21 protein-coding genes are annotated in these 20,682 nt (G+C 67.0%); 12 read left to right on the top strand and 9 right to left on the bottom strand.

Translation table 11 applies throughout. The annotated features are described in order from the left end of the window. Positions 1 to 98: 98 nt before the first annotated feature. From N536_RS39580 to N536_RS39575, 6 genes are read left to right on the top strand one after another with little or no spacing between them, the layout of a single operon-like run. Complete coding sequence (locus tag N536_RS39580) at positions 99 to 1,388, top strand: DNA cytosine methyltransferase (protein WP_155948740.1); 1,290 nt, start codon at positions 99 to 101, stop codon at positions 1,386 to 1,388. Continuing rightward, entirely contained in the window at positions 1,385 to 2,533 is a 1,149-nt protein-coding gene (locus N536_RS0126855; RefSeq protein ID WP_081809390.1) for a DNA cytosine methyltransferase, read from the top strand. The genes N536_RS39580 and N536_RS0126855 overlap by 4 nt, the downstream gene beginning before the upstream one ends. Continuing rightward, on the top strand, positions 2,530 to 2,919 hold the full coding sequence (locus N536_RS0126850; protein WP_029116439.1) for a hypothetical protein: 390 nt from the start codon (positions 2,530 to 2,532) through the stop codon (positions 2,917 to 2,919). The genes N536_RS0126855 and N536_RS0126850 overlap by 4 nt, the downstream gene beginning before the upstream one ends. Further along, positions 2,912 to 4,051 (top strand): AAA family ATPase, encoded by a 1,140-nt coding sequence (locus tag N536_RS0126845; protein WP_029116438.1) that lies wholly within the window; start codon positions 2,912 to 2,914, stop codon positions 4,049 to 4,051. The genes N536_RS0126850 and N536_RS0126845 overlap by 8 nt, the downstream gene beginning before the upstream one ends. A gap of 23 nt (positions 4,052 to 4,074) precedes the next feature. Continuing rightward, positions 4,075 to 5,250 (top strand): hypothetical protein, encoded by a 1,176-nt coding sequence (locus tag N536_RS0126840; RefSeq protein WP_029116437.1) that lies wholly within the window; start codon positions 4,075 to 4,077, stop codon positions 5,248 to 5,250. Positions 5,251 to 5,267: 17 nt separating this feature from the next. Next, entirely contained in the window at positions 5,268 to 5,642 is a 375-nt protein-coding gene (locus tag N536_RS39575; RefSeq protein ID WP_051574786.1) for a YidH family protein, read from the top strand. Between the two features lie 4 nt (positions 5,643 to 5,646). Here the strand turns inward: N536_RS39575 and N536_RS0126830 are convergent, their stop codons facing one another. Both N536_RS0126830 and N536_RS42360 read right to left on the bottom strand, forming a co-directional pair. Next, complete coding sequence (locus N536_RS0126830) at positions 5,647 to 7,593, bottom strand: GMC family oxidoreductase (RefSeq protein WP_051574785.1); 1,947 nt, start codon at positions 7,591 to 7,593, stop codon at positions 5,647 to 5,649. Between the two features lie 37 nt (positions 7,594 to 7,630). After that, the gene (locus tag N536_RS42360; RefSeq protein ID WP_155948739.1) at positions 7,631 to 7,786 is read right to left on the bottom strand and encodes a hypothetical protein; all 156 of its coding nucleotides are present in this window, start codon (positions 7,784 to 7,786) and stop codon (positions 7,631 to 7,633) included. A 209-nt stretch (positions 7,787 to 7,995) separates the two neighbouring features. On the opposite strand from N536_RS42360, the gene N536_RS0126820 reads away from it, so the two are divergent. Then, a complete protein-coding gene (locus N536_RS0126820) occupies positions 7,996 to 9,276 on the top strand; it encodes a CdaR family transcriptional regulator (RefSeq protein WP_029116435.1) in 1,281 nt (426 codons plus the stop codon). 36 nt (positions 9,277 to 9,312) lie between these two features. On the opposite strand, the gene N536_RS0126815 is transcribed toward N536_RS0126820, so the two are convergent. Next, on the bottom strand, positions 9,313 to 9,696 hold the full coding sequence (locus tag N536_RS0126815) for a type II toxin-antitoxin system VapC family toxin (protein ID WP_029116434.1): 384 nt from the start codon (positions 9,694 to 9,696) through the stop codon (positions 9,313 to 9,315). Further along, positions 9,693 to 9,908 (bottom strand): hypothetical protein, encoded by a 216-nt coding sequence (locus N536_RS0126810; RefSeq protein ID WP_029116433.1) that lies wholly within the window; start codon positions 9,906 to 9,908, stop codon positions 9,693 to 9,695. The genes N536_RS0126815 and N536_RS0126810 overlap by 4 nt, the downstream gene beginning before the upstream one ends. A 104-nt stretch (positions 9,909 to 10,012) precedes the next feature. On the opposite strand from N536_RS0126810, the gene N536_RS0126805 reads away from it, so the two are divergent. The 3 genes from N536_RS0126805 (at position 10,013) to N536_RS39570 (ending at position 14,041) form a co-directional block, all read left to right on the top strand. Next, complete coding sequence (locus tag N536_RS0126805; RefSeq protein ID WP_051574784.1) at positions 10,013 to 10,633, top strand: TetR/AcrR family transcriptional regulator; 621 nt, start codon at positions 10,013 to 10,015, stop codon at positions 10,631 to 10,633. A gap of 103 nt (positions 10,634 to 10,736) precedes the next feature. After that, the gene (locus tag N536_RS0126800; RefSeq protein ID WP_029116431.1) at positions 10,737 to 11,183 is read left to right on the top strand and encodes an MmpS family transport accessory protein; all 447 of its coding nucleotides are present in this window, start codon (positions 10,737 to 10,739) and stop codon (positions 11,181 to 11,183) included. A 50-nt stretch (positions 11,184 to 11,233) separates the two neighbouring features. Next, entirely contained in the window at positions 11,234 to 14,041 is a 2,808-nt protein-coding gene (locus tag N536_RS39570) for an RND family transporter (RefSeq protein ID WP_155948738.1), read from the top strand. 125 nt (positions 14,042 to 14,166) lie between these two features. On the opposite strand, the gene N536_RS0126790 is transcribed toward N536_RS39570, so the two are convergent. The 4 genes from N536_RS0126790 to N536_RS0126775 are packed head-to-tail and all read right to left on the bottom strand — an operon-like array spanning position 14,167 to position 17,348. Further along, positions 14,167 to 14,376: a hypothetical protein gene (locus N536_RS0126790; RefSeq protein ID WP_029116430.1), complete on the bottom strand. Its 210-nt coding sequence runs from the start codon at positions 14,374 to 14,376 to the stop codon at positions 14,167 to 14,169. 41 nt (positions 14,377 to 14,417) lie between these two features. Continuing rightward, entirely contained in the window at positions 14,418 to 15,233 is an 816-nt protein-coding gene (locus N536_RS0126785; protein WP_029116429.1) for a carbon-nitrogen hydrolase family protein, read from the bottom strand. Positions 15,234 to 15,252: 19 nt separating this feature from the next. Then, the gene (locus tag N536_RS0126780; protein WP_029116428.1) at positions 15,253 to 16,587 is read right to left on the bottom strand and encodes an MFS transporter; all 1,335 of its coding nucleotides are present in this window, start codon (positions 16,585 to 16,587) and stop codon (positions 15,253 to 15,255) included. Continuing rightward, positions 16,587 to 17,348 (bottom strand): aldolase/citrate lyase family protein, encoded by a 762-nt coding sequence (locus tag N536_RS0126775; RefSeq protein WP_029116427.1) that lies wholly within the window; start codon positions 17,346 to 17,348, stop codon positions 16,587 to 16,589. The genes N536_RS0126780 and N536_RS0126775 overlap by 1 nt, the downstream gene beginning before the upstream one ends. 95 nt (positions 17,349 to 17,443) lie before the next feature. Between N536_RS0126775 and N536_RS0126770 the strand changes: the two genes are divergently transcribed. Continuing rightward, entirely contained in the window at positions 17,444 to 18,139 is a 696-nt protein-coding gene (locus N536_RS0126770) for a GntR family transcriptional regulator (protein WP_155948737.1), read from the top strand. A gap of 46 nt (positions 18,140 to 18,185) precedes the next feature. Here N536_RS0126770 and N536_RS39565 read toward each other — a convergent pair whose 3' ends face one another. Beyond that, a complete protein-coding gene (locus N536_RS39565) occupies positions 18,186 to 19,334 on the bottom strand; it encodes a hypothetical protein (protein WP_036437745.1) in 1,149 nt (382 codons plus the stop codon). Between the two features lie 182 nt (positions 19,335 to 19,516). Here N536_RS39565 and N536_RS0126760 point away from each other — a divergent pair, with 182 nt between their 5' ends. After that, complete coding sequence (locus N536_RS0126760; RefSeq protein WP_029116425.1) at positions 19,517 to 20,653, top strand: SMP-30/gluconolactonase/LRE family protein; 1,137 nt, start codon at positions 19,517 to 19,519, stop codon at positions 20,651 to 20,653. Positions 20,654 to 20,682 lie beyond the last annotated feature (29 nt).

Here is a 20,682-nt window from a genome sequence, read left to right as displayed (position 1 = left end):
CGCAGGTGCCCGCACTTGTCGGAACCGCTGAATACGATTGCCCATGTGATCCGCCACGGCCGCCGAGCAGACGACTCTTCGCAGGTCGCGTGGTGTTGATGAGCGAGCCATCCCAGAGCGCCGTCGAGCGACGGCCCAGCATCGACGCCGGATTCGAGCGGTTCCGCACCCGCAAGGGCACCTACGAGCGCGTCCTGACCCGGCGCGACGGCCGCAAGACCACCAGCGTGCTGGCCGGCTACCCCGGCGGCGACGCGCGGCCCACGTCCGCCGACGAAGCCGAACGCGCCTGGCTGCAGAGCACCGTCGCCCCGCCCTGTGGCGCCTCGCGGTCGTCGCTGCGCGTGGTCGACCTGTTCTCGGGATGCGGCGGCCTGTCGATCGGCCTGGCCGAGGCCGCCCGAGCGCTGAACCGGTCGTTCGAGCCGGTGTTGGCCGTCGACGTCGATCAGGTCGCCGCCGACACCTACGCCGCCAACTTCCCCACCGCCGCCACGGTGTGCCAGGACGTCACCGAGGTATTGCCGGGCAAGGTCGGCGGTCGGCTCACGTCGGCCGAACGGATGCTGTCCAAGCACCACGCCGAGATCGACGTGCTGGTGGGCGGGCCCCCGTGCCAGGGGCACAGCGACTTCAACAACCGCACCCGCCACGCCGACGACAAGAACGAGCTCTACCGCACCATGGTCCGTGCCGCGGAAGTGCTTGAACCGCAACATATCCTGATCGAGAACGTGCCCGGCGCGCTCAACGACCGGCGCTCGGTCGTACAACGCACCGCGGAAGCGCTCGGCCGGCTCGGCTACCACGTGTCGATCGGGGTGATGGACCTCAGCGAGATCGGGGTGCCGCAGCGCCGCCGCCGGCTGGCCCTGATGGCGAGCCTCACGCACACCACCACCCCGGCCGACGTCGCCGAGCGGCACCGCCGTGAGCCGCGTGACGTGGCGTGGGCGTTCCAGGATCTGGAGGCACTGCCCGAGTCCTGCCGCGACCAGGGCCTGGTCGACGCGGTCGCCCGGTCGGCTCCCGCCACCCGCAAGCGCATCGACTACCTCTTCGAGACCGGCGCGTTCGACCTGCCAGACAGCGAGCGCCCGGAGTGCCACGCCAACGGCGGCCACAGCTACAAGGCGATCTACGGCCGGCTGGCGTGGGACCGCCCGTCGCAGACCGTGACCACCGGCTTCTACAGCATGTGCATGGGCCGCTACGTGCATCCGAGCCTGCGCCGCACCATCACCGCGCACGAGGCGGCGCGACTGCAGTACATCCCCGACTGGTTCTCGTTCGACGCGGTGCGCCACCGCACGGCGATGGCCCGGATGATCGGCAACGCGGTGCCGTCGCGGCTGAGCTATGCCGTCGCGCTGGAGTGGCTGCGATGAAGCGCGCGTCGATGCGCGTGGCGGGGTTGTTCGCCGGCATCGGCGGCCTCGAACTCGGCATGGCCGCCAGCGGGCATCAGACCCAACTGCTCGTCGAGAACTCCGCGCCCGCCATGCACGTGCTGCGCCGCCGCTTCCCCGACGTCAAGATCGAGGCCGACGTCCGCGACCTGGTGTCACTGCCCGCCCGCACCGACGTCGTCGTGGCCGGCTTCCCGTGCCAGGACCTGAGCAGTGTGGGCCGCAAAGTCGGAATCGACGGTGCCAGAAGCAGTCTCATCGGCGAGGTGCTGCGGCTGCTCGACGGCGCCGACGTGCCATGGCTGGTGCTGGAGAACGTGCCGTTCCTGATGTCGCTGGGCCAGGGCGCGGCGCTCAAGCTCATCACCACCGCGCTGACGGAGCTCGGGTATCGGTGGGCGTATCGCGTGGTGGACAGCAACGCGTTCGGTCTGCCGCAACGGCGCAACCGGTGGTACCTGGTCGCCAGCCGGGTCGGAGACCCGCGCGATGTGTTGCTGGCCGACGACGTCGTGCGGCCCGAGCCCGCCGCCGGCTATCCGGATGTGGCATGCGGGTTCTATTGGACCGAGGGCATGCGCTCGTTCGGCTGGGCCGTCGACGGGGTGCCGCCGATCAAGTGCGGCTCGTCGGTCGGCGTCGCCTCTCCCCCGGCCATCCGCCTGCCGTCGGGCACGTACGTGACGCCAGATCTGCGAGATACGGAGCGGCTGCAGGGTTTTCCCGCCGATTGGACGGCGCCGGCCGAGGAGGTCGCCAAGCGCGGCGAACGCTGGCGGATGGTCGGCAACTCGGTGAGCGTTCCGGTCGCGACGTGGATCGGCGAGCAGCTGGCCGCCCCCGGCCGGTACGACCCGTCGGACGACCAGCCGTGGACGGGTGCCAAGTGGCCGCGCCGGGCGGCATGGGCGGACCTGGACGGCATCGTGCACGCCGCGGACGTCGGGCCGTGGCCGGTGTGGCAGCCGCGGGTGCCGCTGGCGGATTTCCTGAAGTACCCGGGGGCGCCGCTGTCGGCGCGGGCGGCGCTCGGCTTCCTCGGCCGGACGCGCAAGGGGTCGCTGCGGTTCCCGGCGGGGTTCATCGACGAGCTGCAGACCTATGCGGAAAGCGTTGGTGCATGACCGGATTGTTCGGTGACCTCGACGATCCGCACCGCCTGCGCGACGGCATCATCGACGCCGTTCGGCACGGCCTCGCCGCCAGCCGCAACGACGCGTCGAAGTGGGATCCGCTGTACCGGTGGTTCGCCGACGAACTGGGTGTGGGCGACGGCCAGAAGGGCGGCCCGGTCATCGGCAAGCTGGTGACCGAGCAGAAGCAGATCGGCAACCGCTGCGACGAGATGGCGAAGTCGAATCCGGTGTACGCGGTGATCAGCGTGCTGGGTGACGTGACGCCCGAACACATGCTCAACGCGATGCGCAAGCGCGGGCGGCTGCCGTCGTTGAAGGCCGCGCTGTTCCTGCGCGAGGACACACCGGTCCGGTTGGTGATCTTCGATGAGTGACCCGACCATCGGGAAGCTGCAGTCGATCTTCCCCGAGCTGACACCCGAACACCATCCCGTGCTGGGCTTGGTGGCGGGCAACGTCGGCGGCGGCAATTCCGTTGGCGGGCAGGTCCCCTCGGTCATCAGCGTGCCCATCGAGATCGACCCGCGGATCGAGCGGATGGTGCGGCTGGCCATCCTGTCCGCGCCCGCGGTCATCCTGGTCGGCCCGCCCGGCAGCGGCAAGACCACGCTGCTGCGTCAAGTGGTCGACCGCATCGTCGCCGACCCGAAGAGCTTCGGCTTCCAGGCCGGCCCGACCGGCGTGGAATGGTCTGCCGCCGAGGAGAATTGGTCGGCGACCGACCTGGTGGGCGGACAGACCATCGACGGCGGCGAGCTGCGATTCCGGCCGGGCCGCGTGCTCAGCGCGGTCGCGGCCGGCCGGTGGTTGATCATCGACGAGGTCAACCGGGCCGACATGGACCGCATCTTCGGCGGTCTGCTGACGTGGCTCAGCGGGCAGGACGTGACGCTGGGCGCGGTGTCGCCGTCGATCGGGTCGCCGCAGGTCGAGCTCGGCTGGTCGGGTACCGCGACGTGTTCGGTGGAGCACGCGTCGCTGTTGACGAACCCCATGACCGGCGCCGGACCGGTCCGCTATCTGGCCGGCACCGAGTGGCGGTTGCTCGGCACGTACAACGCGCTCGACGCGCAGCGGGTGTTCCGGTTCGGCCACGCGCTGGGCCGCCGGTTCCTGCGCGTGCCGATTCCTGCGGCGGACGCCGACAAGTTCCGCACCGCGCTGCTGGGCCAGGACAGTGGGCTGCCGGAGCCGCTGCTCGACGCGATCGTGGCGATTTACTCGGCGCACCTGATGAATTCGATGACGACGCTCGGCCCGGCCCTGTTCCTGCGGATGGCCGACTACATCGCCGCGGGCGTCGGCACCGATGCCGAACCGCTCACCGGCGTCAGCCAGGTCGACCGGGAACTGCTCGCCGAGGCGTACCTGGTCAACGTCGGTACGTGGCTGCGCGAGATGGAGGACGAGCTGCCGTCGCTGGGCCGCGCGATCGTCGAGGAACACCACGCCCTCGGGCAGTCCGAGTGGGAGTGGATCGTCGAGATGAGCCGCGTATTGTCCTGACGGTCGGGAGCGAGCCCGACGTCATGCTGCCGGTCCCCGAGGCCGGGTTGGACCACGTCCTGCGGGCCTGGGTCGGCCGGGGCCAGCTGGTCAAGGTGCTCAATCAGCTTGCCGGCGACGAGCTTCCGCGTGACTGGCGGCCCGAGGACACACAGCTGCGGGCCGACCTGATGCTGTTCCTCGATCTGGTGCCGCTGCTCGAACGGCTGCCGAAATCGGTGCGGCAGTGGAGTGATCTGCTGCCCGCGCAGTCGCGGCGGCGCCAGGCGGTGGCCGACACGCCGTCCGGTGCGACGTCGTGGGTGGACACGCGACGGCGATACGGCTGGCCGCCGTCGGCGTTCGTGGTCCGGCACCGCGACCGCGTCGCACACGAGCTGCTGTCCTCGGTGCTGGCGTGGGTGGGCGGCGAGGTGCTGCGGTTGGCGCGGCGGGCGTCGACGATCGATGTTGCCGCCTCCAACGATGTTTCGTTGCAGTTGGATTCGCTAGCCCGTGTGTTCGACATCGGGTTGGTCGAGCCGGGGGCTGGCGCGCCGCGGCCGTCCGAGCTCGCCGCCGTCGAACGGGAGGGTGCGGTGTGGCGTCGGCTGGTCGACGTGGCCCGTCGGCTGCGGGCCGCGAGCGCGCCGGAGCTGGCTGCGGAGTTGTTGTTGCCGGTTCCGGAGCTGCGGCCGACGTTGTTCCAGCTGGGCGTGCTCGGTGAGCTGCTGCTGGCACTGCGGGCGGCCGGCGCATCGGTCGTCAGCACGTCGCCGTTGAGCTTCGTCACCGGCCGCGAGCAGTTCCACGTCACGCACGCGGGGCAGGTCTGGCATCTGTGGATGGAGGCGGGCGGCGCCTGGCAGCGCTACGGCGCGTCGTCCATGTACCGCTCCTTGACGACGGGCTTGCGGGCCCAGACCCGGCCGCTGGCACCGGATCTCATGCTGATCCTGCCCGGCGAGGCGGCGTTCATCATCGAATGCAAGTACTCGGCGAATGCGGACTACGTCGGGCGGACGGGCCTCGCGCAGACGCTTCTGTACGTGACCGACGTCGGGGCGTCGATGGCCGCGAGCGTCGAGGGCGTCGTCGTCGCGCCGAACGGCGTCGTGGGTGACGCCACGTCGGAGAGCACCCCCGCCGGCCGGCTGGGGATTGCGTCGGCATCGGCGGGGGTGGCGCGGGCGGCGGAGTTCATGGCCGCGGTAGGTTGACGGACGGAGAGGCGACGATGGTAGATCAACCGCTAGACACATCCACTCGACTCGCCATCGAGCGCACGCGTCTGGCCAACGAGCGAACGCTCATGGCGTGGATCCGCACCAGCACGTCGCTGATTGCCTTCGGTTTCACCATCTTCAAGTTCTTCCAGTACCTGGCGACGCAGGAGCATCGCCACACGGTCGTCAGTCCCTGGATCGTCGGGATGACGATGATCCTCATCGGTCTGACGGGCCTGGCACTGGCCTGGGTTCAGCATCGCCAGCAGTTGAAGTCGCTGAAGGCGGAGGTTGGCGCCATGCCGTACTCGATATCGGGAATCATGGCCGGCCTGATCGCGGTTCTGGGTGTCATCGCACTCGTCGTGGTGGCCATGAGGTTGTAGCTCTTCAGCCGACCATGTTCGTCGCCGTGCGGCGTGCGAGCGCCATCGTCGTCACCATCGGGTTGACCCCCGAGCAGCTGGGCATTCCGCTGGCGTCGGCGATCCAGACGCCCGTGACGTCATGCAGCTCGCCAGTCGGTTTGGCGACCGACGTCTGCGGGTCGCTGCCCAGCTTCGCGCTGCACATCTGGTGCGCACTGAACACCGGCGTACCGCCAGGGCCGATCGGAATCTGGTGCACTGCCGCGATGAACGCCTCGAGATCGTCGCCGCGCGTCCAGGGCGCAAACGGCTGGCCCGCGAGAAATATCCGTTGTGCACCCGCGGCCTCGTGCATGCGAATACACGTCTCCGCGGCCTCACGGAAATGGCAACGATCGAGGTCGTCGTCGAAGGGATACCAGAAGGTGGATTGACCGTTCTCGTCGATCGTGACGCTGCCGGCGCCGCGGTCCTTGACGATGAACACCCAGTCCGCCCGGTGCCGATACTGGCGGGTGAGTTCCTTATGTTGGGCGCCGTCGAGCCAGGGCACGACGGTGGTGAACAGGCCGGGCAGGTGCTGGACGCATTCGATGAGGTACCCGTAGCCGTCGTTGCATTCGGCGAACTCGTTCATGATTCCGGCCATCGCGGGCCCGTACCACGGGTCCTGGGGTTCGTCGTAGATCCCGCTGACGAGGCTCGCGGGGTGCAGTCGCAGTTCGGCGCCGACGGCGGGCCCACCGATACCCGACCGCAGCAGCAGCCCCGGGGTCTCCAGGCTGCCCGCGGCCGCCACGACCGACGGCGCGTTGATCACGACGCGTGAGGTCGCTTGCGTCTGGGGGTCGGTGTAGGTGGCCTCGACCCCGACCGCCGCGCCGTTTTCGACGAGGATCTTGTCGACCCAGACGTTGGGCAGCAGCTTCGCTCCGGCGTCGGATGCGTCCTGCAGATAGGTGCGCATCGTGCCCTGCTTCGCACCGGTCTGATCGCCCATCCCGCTGTACCCGATCAGGTTGGGGTCGTACTTGTCGGGATCGATGTTGAGGGTGGCGATGCGATAGGAGTAGTCGAGCTTGGCGGCGCCGTCGCGCAACCGCTCGTGGGGGCCGTTCTGGGTGGCGACCTTGTCGTTGCACTTGATTCGGTCGAACACGGCTTGGAGGTGTTCGTCGAACGCCGGGGTGTCGACGTCCTCGAGCCCTGCGGCGGCCCAGCAAGCGCGGACGGTGTCCGGCGTGCGCAACGAGTTCGACCAGTTGACCGTGCTGCCGCCGCCGACGGTGCTGCCCGCCGCGATGCTGACCATGCCATCGGCTGAGGGGAAGAACCCGCCGCGCAGAAAGAGGTTCTGGTACGCAACGACTTCCGACTGCACGAAGTCGGATTCGGTGTGGTAACCACCGCCTTCGAGGACGATCACTCGCTTGCCCGCTTCGGCGAGCACCGCGGCGGCCACTCCGCCTCCACTGCCGGAGCCGACGACCACGACGTCCGCCTCGAGCGTCGTCTCACCGGAGACGGTGAGGACCTCCAACGTCCTGCGGGAGTCCGGCGGGTTTTGGACCGGGCCCGGATACCCCATGGCGGGCCACAACGGATTGTGGCCATCCGGGCCCGGCAGACTGTAGGCGAACAGCACCGAAAGCTGCTTCAGCGCGGCGATCGCGCCGGCCGCCTCGGGCGAGATGCCTGCGAGAAACGCGACGATCGCCTCGCGGCCGGCCTGAGGCTGATCTGCGAACCCAGCCAGGGTGGCGGCGTCGATCAGCTGAAGCAGGCCCGCGAGTCGATCCTCGGGCAGATTCGCGACGAGGTATTGCTCGGTTGCGATGTCCGCGCCGACGTCGCTGCCCTTGGCGGCGTAGAACCCATCGGGGTCGTCTTCGCATGGAACGGCTGCGACGAAGGTGTCGACGATCGCGGTCAGCGTCGTCCGCTGCAGAGTGTTGAATTCGAGGGTCACGGCGTGAGCTTTCTTGGTCGGTTTGGGTAGCGGTTCATCAAGCGTTTCGAGGGACGCGTCGGTACAGGCCGAAGACCCGTCGGATGCGTCCGACGCGGGTGACGACGTGTGGCGCCAACGTGACGCCCACCGGCACGAAGAGCGGGGACAGCACTAGCAACATGATTGCGGCGGCGCTCAAGTAGCTGCTCATGGTTGACTCACCTTCTCCGCGAGGCGGCACTGGGGGAAATTGATGACGTCGGCGCGTTCGGGTCTTGGAATCTCAGCGCTGCGTTGGCTCTAAGAATCGCCGAGTAGACGCCCCCGCAGCTACGTCGTCGGGCGACCAAGTCTGGGTGAGTTCTTGGCTTCCGGAGCCAAACCGGGTTGCAGTCCGGGTTGCGGCGATACCGTCTGGTCATGGCAGGGACGGGCCGCGACGACGCCGCGGTAATCGCGCAGTCCGCTGCGGCGATCGTCGGTCGGTTGAACCAGCGGATGGCCGAGCTGACCGGCTCGATCCTCGAGGTCGTGGTCGCCGAAATCGCCGAGTTGCGCGGCGACGCACAGCTACTGCAGCTGCTGCGTGACAGCATCGACGGAAACGTCGCGACCGTGTTCTCCGCGATCCGGCATGCCATTCCGATCGAGAAAGTCGAATTGCCCACTGCCGCAGTCGAACACGCACGGCGGTTAGCGCAGCGCGGGACGACGGTCAATGCGTTGGTGCGCGCCTACCGGCTAGGGCACAAGGCGGTGCTCGACGCGGTGCTGGACGAGATACGTGCGTCGGATCTGGAGCCGCCGCTGAGCTTCGCCGTGTTCAGTCAGATCTCGGAAGTCACGTTCGGTTACATCGACTGGATCACCCAGCAGGTCGTCAGCACCTATCAGGGTGAGCGGGACCGCTGGATGGAGAACCAGAGCGGCCTGCGCGCGCTCCGGGTCCGGGAGCTGCTCGACGGGGCCGACGTCGACGTCGATGCGGTGACGACGGCGATCCGCTATCCGCTGCGGCGGACGCATCTGGCCGTGGTGGCCTGGCGCGATGAGGACGACGGCGGCGGCGACCTCGCGTCGACGGAGCGCTTCGTCGACCAACTCGCCGAATCCGTCGGCGCCCGCGAGAGCCCGTTGCACATCTCGGTGGACCGCGTGACCGGATGGGCCTGGATCCCCGTGCCGGCAGACGCTGCGCCGGGCGCGGTCGCCCGCATCCGCATGGTCGCCGAGGCACGACCTGACGCCCCATGGATCGCGGTCGGGAATCCGTTGCCAGGCGTTGAGGGCTTCCGACGCTCGTACGAGCAGGCGCAAGAAGCGCATGCGGTGGCGATCGCGTCGGGCTCGAACGCGCACCGGGTGACCGCTGCCTGCGATCCCGGCCTGTCGATCGCGGCACTGCTGGGCGGCAATCTAACCGCCGCGCGCGTTCGAGTCGCCGAGGTCCTCGGCCCGCTTGCCTCGTGCACGGAGAACGACGAGCGCCTCCGCGAAACACTGCGAGTCTTCCTGCGCACCGGCTCGAGCTTCAAAGCCGCCGCCGAGGAACTCCACATGCACTCCAACTCCGTCAAGTATCGCGTACAACGCGCGATCGAACGTCGCGGACAACCGATCAGCGATACCCGACTGGACGTCGAAGTCGCACTGCTGCTGTGTCATTGGTACGGCAGCGCGGTCCTGACGGTTACGGCTTGACGGTGAGGTCGCCGATCGCGTCGGCCCACCCGCCGTTCATCGAGGCACGACGGTGATGGCGCAGCGCGGACCGCTTGCCCTGGCCAACCGCGCATCGGCTGTCGTCAGCGCGCAGCCGAGATTCTCGGCCAGTGCGACATACATTGCGTCATAAGGGGTCACGGTGTCTCGTAGTTCCCAGACGCGTTCCAGCAGTGGCGGTGCGGCGTAGCGGATCAGCCCCAACTGTCTCCAGATACCGATGGCGTGGTGCGCGTCTTCAGTCGTCAAGAGTCCGGCGAGGACCTGCCGTCGCATGGCGCTCACCACTTCGGTATCCACGAGGTGTGGCACGTGAATGGTCTCGACGGCAATCAGGCGGCGAGCCTCACCATCGTTCAACAGCGCCGACACCGCCGCCGAGGCATCGAGGACGATCACCTGCGATCGGCATCGACGTGCTCGGCGATCGCGTCGGCCGCGATGTTCAAGTCGGGCAGGGTGGCGATCAACGCCGCGTTGTCCACCCTGCGCGTCGCAGCGTCGAGTTCCCGGATGGCCACGGCCGTAACCGATGTGCTCGCTGCGCGCGCCAGCCGTTCGAGCCGGTTCATCACGTCGTCGGGCACGTTGCGCAAGTGCAGAGTTCTCACGCCGCGATTGTATGCGAACAGCTTGCATCATGCTAGCAACTTGCTAGCATGGCGATCACATCCATTAACACGCCCCTGCGCGAAAATGCCCGATACTCAATCCCATGAAGTCCGCTGGTCCGCTGGAGGCCCCCGTGATCCGAAGATCCACGAGCGGGGGCTGTCCGTGGTCGGTGCGGGAGGCCGAGCTGCTCGCGGTGACGCTTCGGCTGCTGCAGGAACACGGATATGACCGCCTGACCGTGGACGCCGTGGCTGCGAGCGCGCGGGCGAGCAAGGCCACGATCTACCGGCGGTGGCCGACGAAGGCCGAGCTGGTGTTGGCCGCGTTCATCGAGGGCACTCGGCCGGTCTCGGTCATGCCCGAGACGGGCTCGCTGCGCGGCGACCTGCTGCACGTGGCCGAAACGATCCGCACCCACGTGAGCGCCCACGCGGCCACCATCCGAGCGGTGCTGGTGGAGACGTCACGCAGTGCCGAGCTCAACGCCATGATGCAGAAGCAATTCCTCGACCAACGCAAGGCCATGATGAAGGACATCCTCGCCCAGGCCGTCGCCCGCGGCGAGATCGCGGCCTCGGCCATCACCGAGGACCTGTGGGACGTGTTGCCCGGCTACCTGATCTACCGGACGGTCCTGAGCGGCCGGCCCCCGTCGCCGCGGACCGTGCAGGACCTCGTCGACAACGTGATCCTCCCCGGCCTCACCCGGCACAACACCTGACGTACGTGTTGTGCGGTCCGATCCAGTACCGTACTGTCAACCTGGTTGACATCCAGGGCGGCCGTCCGAGGACGGTGCCCGTCCACAGTCGAAAGGGTCACGGATGCAGCGGCTTTCGCTCGGCCGCCTGCTGAGCCGGCAATGGATGGTGCTGGTCGCAGTGGTCGTCGTCGCAGTGGCGGCGTTCGCGGTGTACCGCCTGCACGGCATCTTCGGCTCGCACGACGTCACGGTCACCAGCGGTGAACTCGCCGACCAGACCGAGCCGTTCAACCCCAAGCACGTGGTCCTGGAGGTCTTCGGCCCACCGGGCACCGTTGCCACCATCACCTACCTGGACATCAACGCCCAACCGCAACACGTCGCGGGCGCGACCCTGCCCTGGTCGTACGACACCACCACCACGCAGCCGGCCGTGTTCGTCAACGTGCAAGCGCAGGGCGACAGCAACTCGATCGGCTGCCGGATCAAAATCGACGACGTCGTCAAGGACGAGAGATCGGTCAACACCGTGAACGCCTACACCTACTGCCTGGACAAGTCCGGATGACCGCACGCCACGAAGCACCACCGGAAGCTCCGAAAAGCACCATCGCACACATGATCCGGCTGTTCTCGGTTCCGATCGTGCTGTTCTGGGTGCTCGTCGCCGCCCTGACGAACGTCCTGGTGCCGCAACTCGAGGTCGTCGGCGAAGCGCACAACGTGGCGCTCAGCTCGCCGGATTCGCCGTCGTTGCAGGCGTTCAAGCGCATCGGTGAGAAGTTCCATGAGTTCGACTCCGACAGTGCGGCCATGGTCGTGCTGGAGGGCGATCAGCCGCTAGGCGCCGAGGCGCACCGCTATTACGACGACCTGGTCAACCGGATCGAGGACGACGCCAAGCACGTTCAGCACGTGCAGGACTTCTGGGGCGATCCGCTGACCGCCGCGGGTTCGCAGAGCTCCGACGGCAAGGCCGCCTACGTTCAGGTGTTCCTGGCCGGCAACCAGGGTGAGGCGCTGTCACTGGAATCCGTGGACGCGCTGCGCGACATCGTCCGCAAGACACCGGCACCGCCAGGGGTGCACGCCTACGTGGCGGGCTCGGCTCCGCAGATCGCCGACCAGTTCGAGGTGGGCAACGAGGGCACCACCAAGGTCACGCTGTTGACCGTCGGCGTCATCGCCATCATGTTGCTCATCGTCTACCGCTCGTTCGTGACGATGCTCCTGGCGTTGGTCACGGTGCTCGTCGAGATGTCGGCGGCCCGCGGCGTCGTCGCCTTCCTCGCCAACTCCGGATTCATCGGCCTGTCAACGTATTCGACCAACATCCTGACGCTGTTGGTCATCGCCGCGGGCACGGACTACGTGATCTTCCTGCTCGGCCGCTATCACGAGGCGCGCAACAACGGCTTCGACCTGAAGTCGGCCTACTACGACATGTATCACGGCACGACGCACGTGATCCTCGGGTCGGGGCTGACCATCGCCGGCGCCGTGTACTGCCTGAGCTTCACCCGGATGCCGTACTTCCAGAGCCTGGGCGTGCCCGCGGCAATCGGCGTCCTGGTGTCGCTGGTCGCGTCGCTCACGCTGGCGCCCGCGGTGATCGTCATCGGCGGCCGGTTCGGTCTGCTGGAGCCCAAGCGCCACACGCCCAAGCGCGGATGGCGACGGATCGGCACGGCGATCGTGCGCTGGCCCGGGCCAATCCTGTTGACCACCATCGGGATTGCGCTCATCGGCCTGCTGGCACTCCCCGGCTACAAGACCAGTTACGACGTCGGTCGGTACCTGCCCAGCGACGCCCCGTCCAACATCGGCTACGCGGCCGCGGAGCGGCACTTCTCCAAGGCGCGGCTCAATCCGGAGCTGCTGATGATCGACACCGACCACGATCTGCGCAACCCCACGGACATGATCCTGTTGGAACGGGTGGCCAAGGCGGTCTTCCACACCGACGGCATCGCGCAGGTGCAGTCGATCACGCGGCCGCTGGGCACGCCGCTGGACCACACGTCGATCCCGTTCCAGATCAGCGCGAACAGCGCCGCGCAGATTCAGAACCTGCCGTACCAGCAGGCCCGCGCCGCCGACATGCTCAAGCAAGTCGGCGAGATCGACAAGACGCTCAGCGTGCTGCAACAGCAGTACGGCCTGCAGTCGCAGGCCAACCAGGCCACCCACGACCAGACCGTGGCGTTCCAGGACACCGTGGCCACGGCCAACGACTTGCGCGACAAGATCGCCAACTTCGACGACTTCTTCCGGCCGATGCGCAACTACTTCTATTGGGAGCCACACTGTTTCGACATCCCGGTGTGCGCGGCGTTCCGCTCGTTGTTCGACGCACTGGACGGCGTCGATTCGCTGGCCGATCAGTTGGCCAACGTGTCGTCGAGCATCAACAAGCTGGATCAGATCCAGCCGCAGCTGCTGGCCCTGATCCCGCCGCAGCAGGCCATCCAGCAGGCCAACCGCGAGCTGACGATGACGAACTACGCCACGACGGGTGGAATCTACGACCAGAGCGCGGCGGCACTGCAGAACTCCACTGCGCTGGGCCAGGCGTACGACGCGTCGAAGACCGACGACTCGTTCTACCTGCCGCCGGAGGTGTTCACCAACCCCGAGTTCGTCCGCGGCCTGAAGTTGTTCCTGTCGCCGGACGGCAAGGCCGCGCGGATGATCATCACGCACGACGTGGATCCCGCGACGCCACAAGGCATTGCGCACATCGAGGAGATGCGGCACGCGGCACGAGAGGCGATGAAGGGCACGCCCCTGGCGGGGTCGAGGATCTACATCGGCGGGACGGCGTCGACTTACAAGGACATCTCGGGGATGGCGCACTACGACGTGATCATGGTGGCCATCGCCTCGATGGCGCTCATCCTGCTGATCATGATGTTCATTACCCGCAGCATCGTCGCGGCGATCGTCATCGTGGGCACCGTGGCGTTGTCGCTGGGCGCATCGCTCGGGTTGTCGGTGCTGGTGTGGCAGTACATCTTGGGCATCCAGTTGTACTGGGTGGTGATGCCGCTGGCGCTGATCCTGCTGCTAGCCGTCGGGTCGGACTACAACCTGCTGCTGGTGTCCCGGTTCAAGGAGGAACTCGGGGCCGGACTGAACACCGGCATCATCCGATCCATGGCGGGCAGCGGTTCGGTGGTGACGGCCGCCGGGCTCGTATTCGCCTTCACGATGGCGTCATTCGTGTTCAGCGACCTCATCGTGCTCGGGCAGATCGGCACGACGATCGCGCTGGGTCTGCTGTTCGACACGTTGATCGTGCGGTCGTTCATGACGCCGTCGATCGCGGCGTTGTTGGGCCGGTGGTTCTGGTGGCCGCTGCGGGTGCGGCAGCGGCCGGGGCATCGCGGGCGGGCCGGCGATCCGAATCAGTTGGCATTGTTCTGAGCCTTGGCCCGGCGGCGTCGGGTGGACCCCGGGGCATAGACCGAAGTGCCCGGCTACGAGCGACAAATGCAAGCATGGCGGCCCTGGTGCCGACGAGGTATCGCGGGACTAGTGCGACTGCATCCTCATGCGGGGTGCCGTTCGAGGTATTCGACGACGGCCTTCCGGATCAGCTCCGACGTCGTGGCGGCCTGGCCAGCCTGGACGCGGAGGGCGATCTCGATGCGAATGGGTTCGGGTAGCCGAACGGGCACGGTGGGGGTTTTGCCGGCCGCGGGGGTGCCTTTGGTGGGTCGGCCCATGCGGAGTGCGGGGCCGATCTCGATGCTGCGCATGGTGGCGTCCGCTGGGGGTCCGCCGTCCCAGGCGATCCGAATCAGCTGGCGTTGTTCTGAGGCTTGGCCGTAACCGTGAAGCGCCGCAAGCTAATTGCGGGGTTCTTCGCTCGCACCCGAGCAATGCGCTCGGGGTCGAGGGTCGCGGTGCCAAGCCCTTCTTCTTCGCCGACGGATGCGAGGACGACGCCCATCGGGTCGACGATCATGCTGTTGCCTGCGCCTGCCTTGCCGCACTGGTCGGCGGCGGCGAGGTAGACCGTGTTCTCGATCGCGCGGGCCCGCAGCAGCGTCGTCCAGTGGTCCTCCTTCAACGGTCCGGGCACCCACTCCGCGGGCACCAGCACCACGTCTGCCTCGGCGTCGATAAGCCGCCGCGTGACCTCCGGGAAACGCAGGTCGTAGCACGTCTGCATGCCGAAGCGTAGGTCGCCGACGGTGAAGGTCTGCGGCGGCTCGATGTCCCCGGGACGAACCACGGCGGACTCGGTGTAGCCGAAGGCGTCGTAGAGGTGCAGCTTGCGGTAGGTCGCGACGACGGCACCGGTGGCGTCGATCGCCAGCAGCGTGTTGTGGATGCGGTCTTCGTCGTCGGTGGCCTCGTTGAGGCCACACACGATGGCGATTCCGTGCTGTGCGGCAAGTTTGGTGAGTTCCGTGACGAACGGGCCATCGAGGCGTTCGGCCGACGCGACGAAGCGCTCGTCCATCACCGGGACCGTGAACATCGAGTATTCGGGGAACACCACGAGATCGCTGCCCTGCTCGTGCGCCGCGGCGACCATGCCTCGGATCGACGTCAGGTTGACGGACTTGTCCTCGCCGGGCGCGATCTGAGCGACCGAACAGACGACCATGGGGACCTCCTGTGGTGGGTCAGGCGGAGACGGGCGGCGGGGCCATGCGGTCCATCCGTCCGAGAACGACGGTATAGCAGAGAATTCCGAGTACCAGCACGACGCCGGTGACGATGAATGCACCGGCAAACGATCCGGTGGCGTCGACGACCATCCCCGTGACGATCGGCGCGGCGATGCCGATCAGGTTGGCGATGAAGTTGACGATGCCACCGAGCGAGCCCGTGAATCCCTCAGGCGCGATCAGCGAGACGATGCTCGCACCGGCGGGCACCGAGACTGCCAGTCCGGCAGCGCCTATCGAAATGAACGCGACGGCGGGGCCGATGGTGTCGACGTAGGCCGCGCCAGTGACTGCCAGTGCGGCGAGCATGCTGACCACCAGCACGATGCGCCGCACCTTGGTCACCTGACCCGTGCGCTTGATCCACCAGTCCATTAGCAGCCCAGCGATGAGGAATTGCGCAATCACGGCGACCAGCCATGGAATCATCGAGTACAGCCCACCTTGAAGGAGATTGACCCCGAACTCCTGCTTGAGGTAGCCCGGCAGCCAGGTCAACAGGACGTAGTAGGCGTAGGTGTAGGACGCGTATCCGAGCGCCAACCCCCAGGTCTTGCGGCGACGCAGCAGGTGACCTACACCGCGCAGCGACCCCTCGGCGAGGTTCTCCTCATTCTCCGCATCGCCGGCCTTGAGGTAGGCGAACTCCTCGGCCGACATCCGTCCCGCGGCGACCGCGGCCGACGGGGTGCGGTAGAGCAACCACCATGCAAGGAGGTAGGCGAGGCTTAGCGTCCCGGTGAACAGGAACGCCGCATGCCAGCTGAACGCGGACACCAGGAAGGCCATGATGGGGATGCCGATGACGTTGGAGAGCTTGGCGCAGCCGTCGAAAATGGCTGTGGCCGTGCCGCGTTCCTGCTTGGGAAACCACTGGCCGATCGCCTTCCAGCCAGCGGGCACCGTCGGCGCTTCACCAACGCCGAGCAGCAGTCGAGCGACGATCATCAGACCCAGGCCGCCGGCGGCCGCCGCTGCGAACGACGCGAGGGCCCAGAGGAAGACGCCGACGCGGTTGACCCACGGCACGCCGATCTTGTCGATGACGGTGCCGATGGGCATCTGCAAGAGGGCGTAGGTCCACAGGAAGGCCGACGCCAGGACTCCCATCTGCGCGGCGCTGATGTCGAAGTCATCCATGATGGCCGGGGTGGCCACCGACAGGTTCACGCGGTCGATGTAATTGACGAACATCCCGGCGCCGAGCAGGCCACCAATCTGCCACCGGAATCGGCCTGGGCTCTTGGTCGCTGCCGCACCGCTAAGGGGTTGCGCCTGAACGTCACTCATCAGTTGCTCCCGTTCAGTACCGGGCTGCGGTCGATGTCGGTCATCGCGGCGTGGGCGGCCGACAGGCCGGCCAGTAGTGCGCCGTGCTCCATGGTGAGGGCCATCTGGTCGGCGCCATGTTCGACGGCGAACCGCTTCTCTTCGGGGCTCCATGCAGGCAACAGCCAGGGTTTGCCTGCGTTGCGGGCTGCAGCGGCGATGCGCGCGAGGTCGGCGAAGTCGCCGTCGGTACGGGCGTACGCACCGCGTTCACGTCGCAGCGAGAGGTCCGATGGTCCAACGAAAACGCCGTCCACGGTGTCGAGAGCGAGGATGTCGTCGATCTGGTCGATTGCACCGGCGTCCTCGATCATCGGGTAGCACCGCGTCTTGGCATCCTGTGCGGATACCCACTCATCGGTGAAGCCGCCGTAGGCGGAGGTGCGGCCGCCGGCGAAGCTGCGATCGCCGCGCGGCGGGAACTTGGCGAAGCCGGTGACGACGGCCGCGTGGTCGGCGTTCTCGACGTGCGGAATGGCGACGACGTCGGAGCCGAAGTCGAGCGCCTGTTGAATCGGACCGCGTTCGGGTCCGAGGACTTTCGCGATGACTTCCAGGCCGATGGCCTTGAGGAACGGGATGAAGCGTTCGAGGTCGGCGAGATCGAAGATGCCGTGCTCGATATCGAGGACTGCCGCGCCGTAGCCGACCTGACGGGCGATTTCGGCGGCGGCCACGTTGGGCCCGGACAGCCAGACGGCGTAGCGACGATTCGGTTCCACGGTCTCTCCCCTGGGTGGTTGAGCGGTGACTTCTGGCGGGTGTCGCGGCGGCCACACGGCCTGTACATTTCTTGTATACACAAGATGTACGTCGGATGTCCAGTACCGTATGGGCAGCGGAAGGGGTCGACATGGCGGTCGAGGCCGGTGAGCTGGGCGCGACCCAGTCGGCGCGCGATCGCGTCTACCAGTGGGTGCGCGACGAGATCATCAAGGGCACACTGCCCGCTGGCCGATTCCTCGACGAAGTGTGGGTCGCCGAGCTCGTCGGCACGTCGCGGACGCCAGTTCGGGAGGCGTTCCATCGACTGAACTCCGAGAAGTTCATCGACCTGTTGCCGCGTCGCGGGGCGCAGGTCCGCAGCGTGACGTCGCGGGAGCTCGAGGAGGTCTACGCCTCACGTCGGCTGATCGAGGGGCACTCGGCACGCGCGCTGTGCCTGGCGGACGCGGGTGCGCCGGAGCCCCTGGATGAGCTGGCGAGTCGGATGGAAGAGGCGGGGCGCGAGCAGGATTGGTTCACCGTGGCGCGGCTGGATCGGGCCTTTCACCGGTCGATCGTGGACGCGCACGGCAACTCGATCCTGACGGAGTTGTACGACGCGCTGCGGTCGCGTCAGCAGCGAGTGGCGGTGCGCGCATTGCAGATTCGTCCACAACGCGTCCCGGAGATCGACCGTCAGCACCGCGCGATCATCGACGCGTTGGCACGCAACGACGTCGACGGCGTGGCCGTACTACTCGATGAACATCTGCGACCGATCCCGGAGATCACTGCGGCGCTCGGGTGAGCTCCCGCAGGTTTCGATTTCGCAACGGGCCGGAGCGGATCCGCCGCTACACCGCGTCGTCGAGATCCCAATGCACTGCTTGCTGCAGCACCTCCCGCTTGTAGTTCGACCTCAGCCCGTCGAGTACCGCGAGCGTTCGTGAGGTCAGTTCATCTCGGATACCGCTCTGCGCGTGGGCATATGGGATGAACGCGCGTAGCAGATCGGGCGCGTCCAGCGTCACTTCCAACGGAATGTGGTCCTCGACGTAGGGCGTGCCGCCGATCGCCTGTTCGACGCGCACCTCGCTCCAGCGCAAGGCGTCACCAGAACCAGTCTCGAAGAGTTCCAGCAGCAGCTTCCGATGGCCGGGATCGGTGAACGGCGCTGCGCAACTGGTTGCGAAGAACCTGTCGCACAGCTCCTCATCCGACTTCCAGTCCCCAGCCGGTGGCCGGTGTGCACCACCTTCGGGTAGCCGACCTACGAGCCACTGAACCAGCGCGTTGTAGAGCGGCCAGGTTTCCGTCTTAGGTGACAGCCTCGGGAAGCGGAGCGCATCCTCGATCCACGCCCGCGCATCGGCCAGCGTCATGTCGAAAACCCTGGTATCGCTGCTGGATTCGGCTAGTCGCGCAAGAACCTCGTCCATCGGATGGGGCACAACGACTCCATCGACAATGCTCGACAACATGTTGTGGTCGATCTGGACTCCGACGGTCAACTCTTGCCCGCTGACAAGTCGCATGCCGATCACCAGTTCGTCGACATCACCGAACACATCGGTTCTGCGCACCGCGCGGTACGCGTCGACCTGCGGCAGGGCGGCGATCCATCGCGGCAGATGATCGCCTCGGTCTGCCACTTCGCGTCGGCATCGGAGCTGCGCGTCTGGCTCGTGGACGAGAAGTTCGGCGATGGCGGCCAGTAACGCCGTCGTCTCCCGGTCTCGCACACCGATCAAGCCGGTGAGGATGTTGTCCAGAAAATCCGGATCGCACCGACCGGACTTCAGCGATATCAGTCGTTCGGGCTGCGCCACGTGGATCACCACGCTGGCCACACTGAGCAGGCTCAGCGGATGCCCACCCTCCAGGGCACTGCGTACCGCGTCCCTGAGTGGGTTGCCGGCGGGATCGTCTCGGCCGCGCTTCTTCGCCCGCCGCGCGTCACGGCGGGCCTGTTTCGCCCTGCGTGCTCGTCGTTTATCAGTCATGTCGCGGACGCTACTCACGGGCGCCGACATCCCGGAAGGACAACGGCCGCTTCATCCACAGATCGATGTCGTAGCGGCATCGATCGATGTCGGAAAGGGATTAGACCACCCTCCGGATCCCGCGTAGCTTCACGCTCAACGATCAGGCCGGAGCCATCAGGGCCCTATCTGAAAGAGACTCGATGTACACCACGCGGCGCAACATGCTTCTCGGGATGGGGGCCACCGTGGCCGCCGCCATGACCGCGAGCGCGTGCTCACAGTCGTCTCCGGCCCAGTCGTCGCCACCGCAGCCCGTGCTGCCGCCGCAGCCACCGTCGTTCCAGCCGAACCTGCGCTATCCCGACCCGGCCATCGAGATCCTCGATCCGAGCTTCAGCAAGTATCGGATCTATTCGAGCACGCTCGAACAAGTCGGCACTGGCATGCGCTGGGCCGAGGGCCCGGCCTACTTCCCCGACGGCGGATACCTACTCTGCAGCGACATTCCGAACAACCGGATCATGAAGTTCGACGAGAAGGACAACAGCCTCACGGTCTTCCGCAGCCCCGCCAACTACGCCAACGGCAACACGCGTGACCGCCAGGGCCGACTCGTCACCTGCGAGCACTCGGACACGCGCCGCATCACCCGCACCGAGAAGAGCGGCGACGTAACGGTTTTGGTTGACAGCTTCGAAGGCAAGCGCCTCAACGCGCCCAACGACATCGTCGTGAAGTCCGATGACACGATCTGGTTCACCGATCCGCTCTTCGGGATCAACGGCGAGTGGGAAGGCAGCCGCGCCGAGCCCGAGCAGGCAACCACCAACGTCTACCGGGTGACTCCGGACAAGCAGATCACCGCAGTCATCACCGATCTCGTCAATCCGAACGGCCTGGCGTTCTCCCCCGACGAGAAGAAGCTCTACGTGGTCGAGTGGAAGGGCACCCCGAACCGCAGCCTCTGGAGCTACGACGTCGCCGGCGACGGAACCGTCGGCAACAAGACCAAGCTGATCGACGCCGCCGACCAGGGCGCGCTCGACGGATTCACCGTCGATCGCGACGGCAACCTGTGGTGCGGCTGGGGCAGCAACGGCGCGCTGCAGGAGCAGCCGTCCGACATCGGCGGCCGCAAGGTATTCCAACTTCGTGGCAAGTCCGAGGATCTCGACGGCGTCATGGTGTTCAACCCGCAAGGCAAGGCGATCGGCTTCATCCGCCTCCCCGAACGGTGCGCCAACCTCACCTTCGGGGGTCCGGAGAACAACCGCCTCTACATGGCGGCCTCCCACTCGCTCTATGCCCTCTACGTCGAGACCCACGGCGCGACCTGAGCGCTTCTCGCGCAGAGCGATCATGCGGT

Source organism: Mycobacterium sp. URHB0044, from assembly GCF_000620625.1.
Classification (GTDB): domain Bacteria; phylum Actinomycetota; class Actinomycetes; order Mycobacteriales; family Mycobacteriaceae; genus Mycobacterium.
The sequence above is the reverse complement of the archived record's forward strand: the minus strand, read 5'-3'. Positions and strand labels throughout refer to the sequence as shown.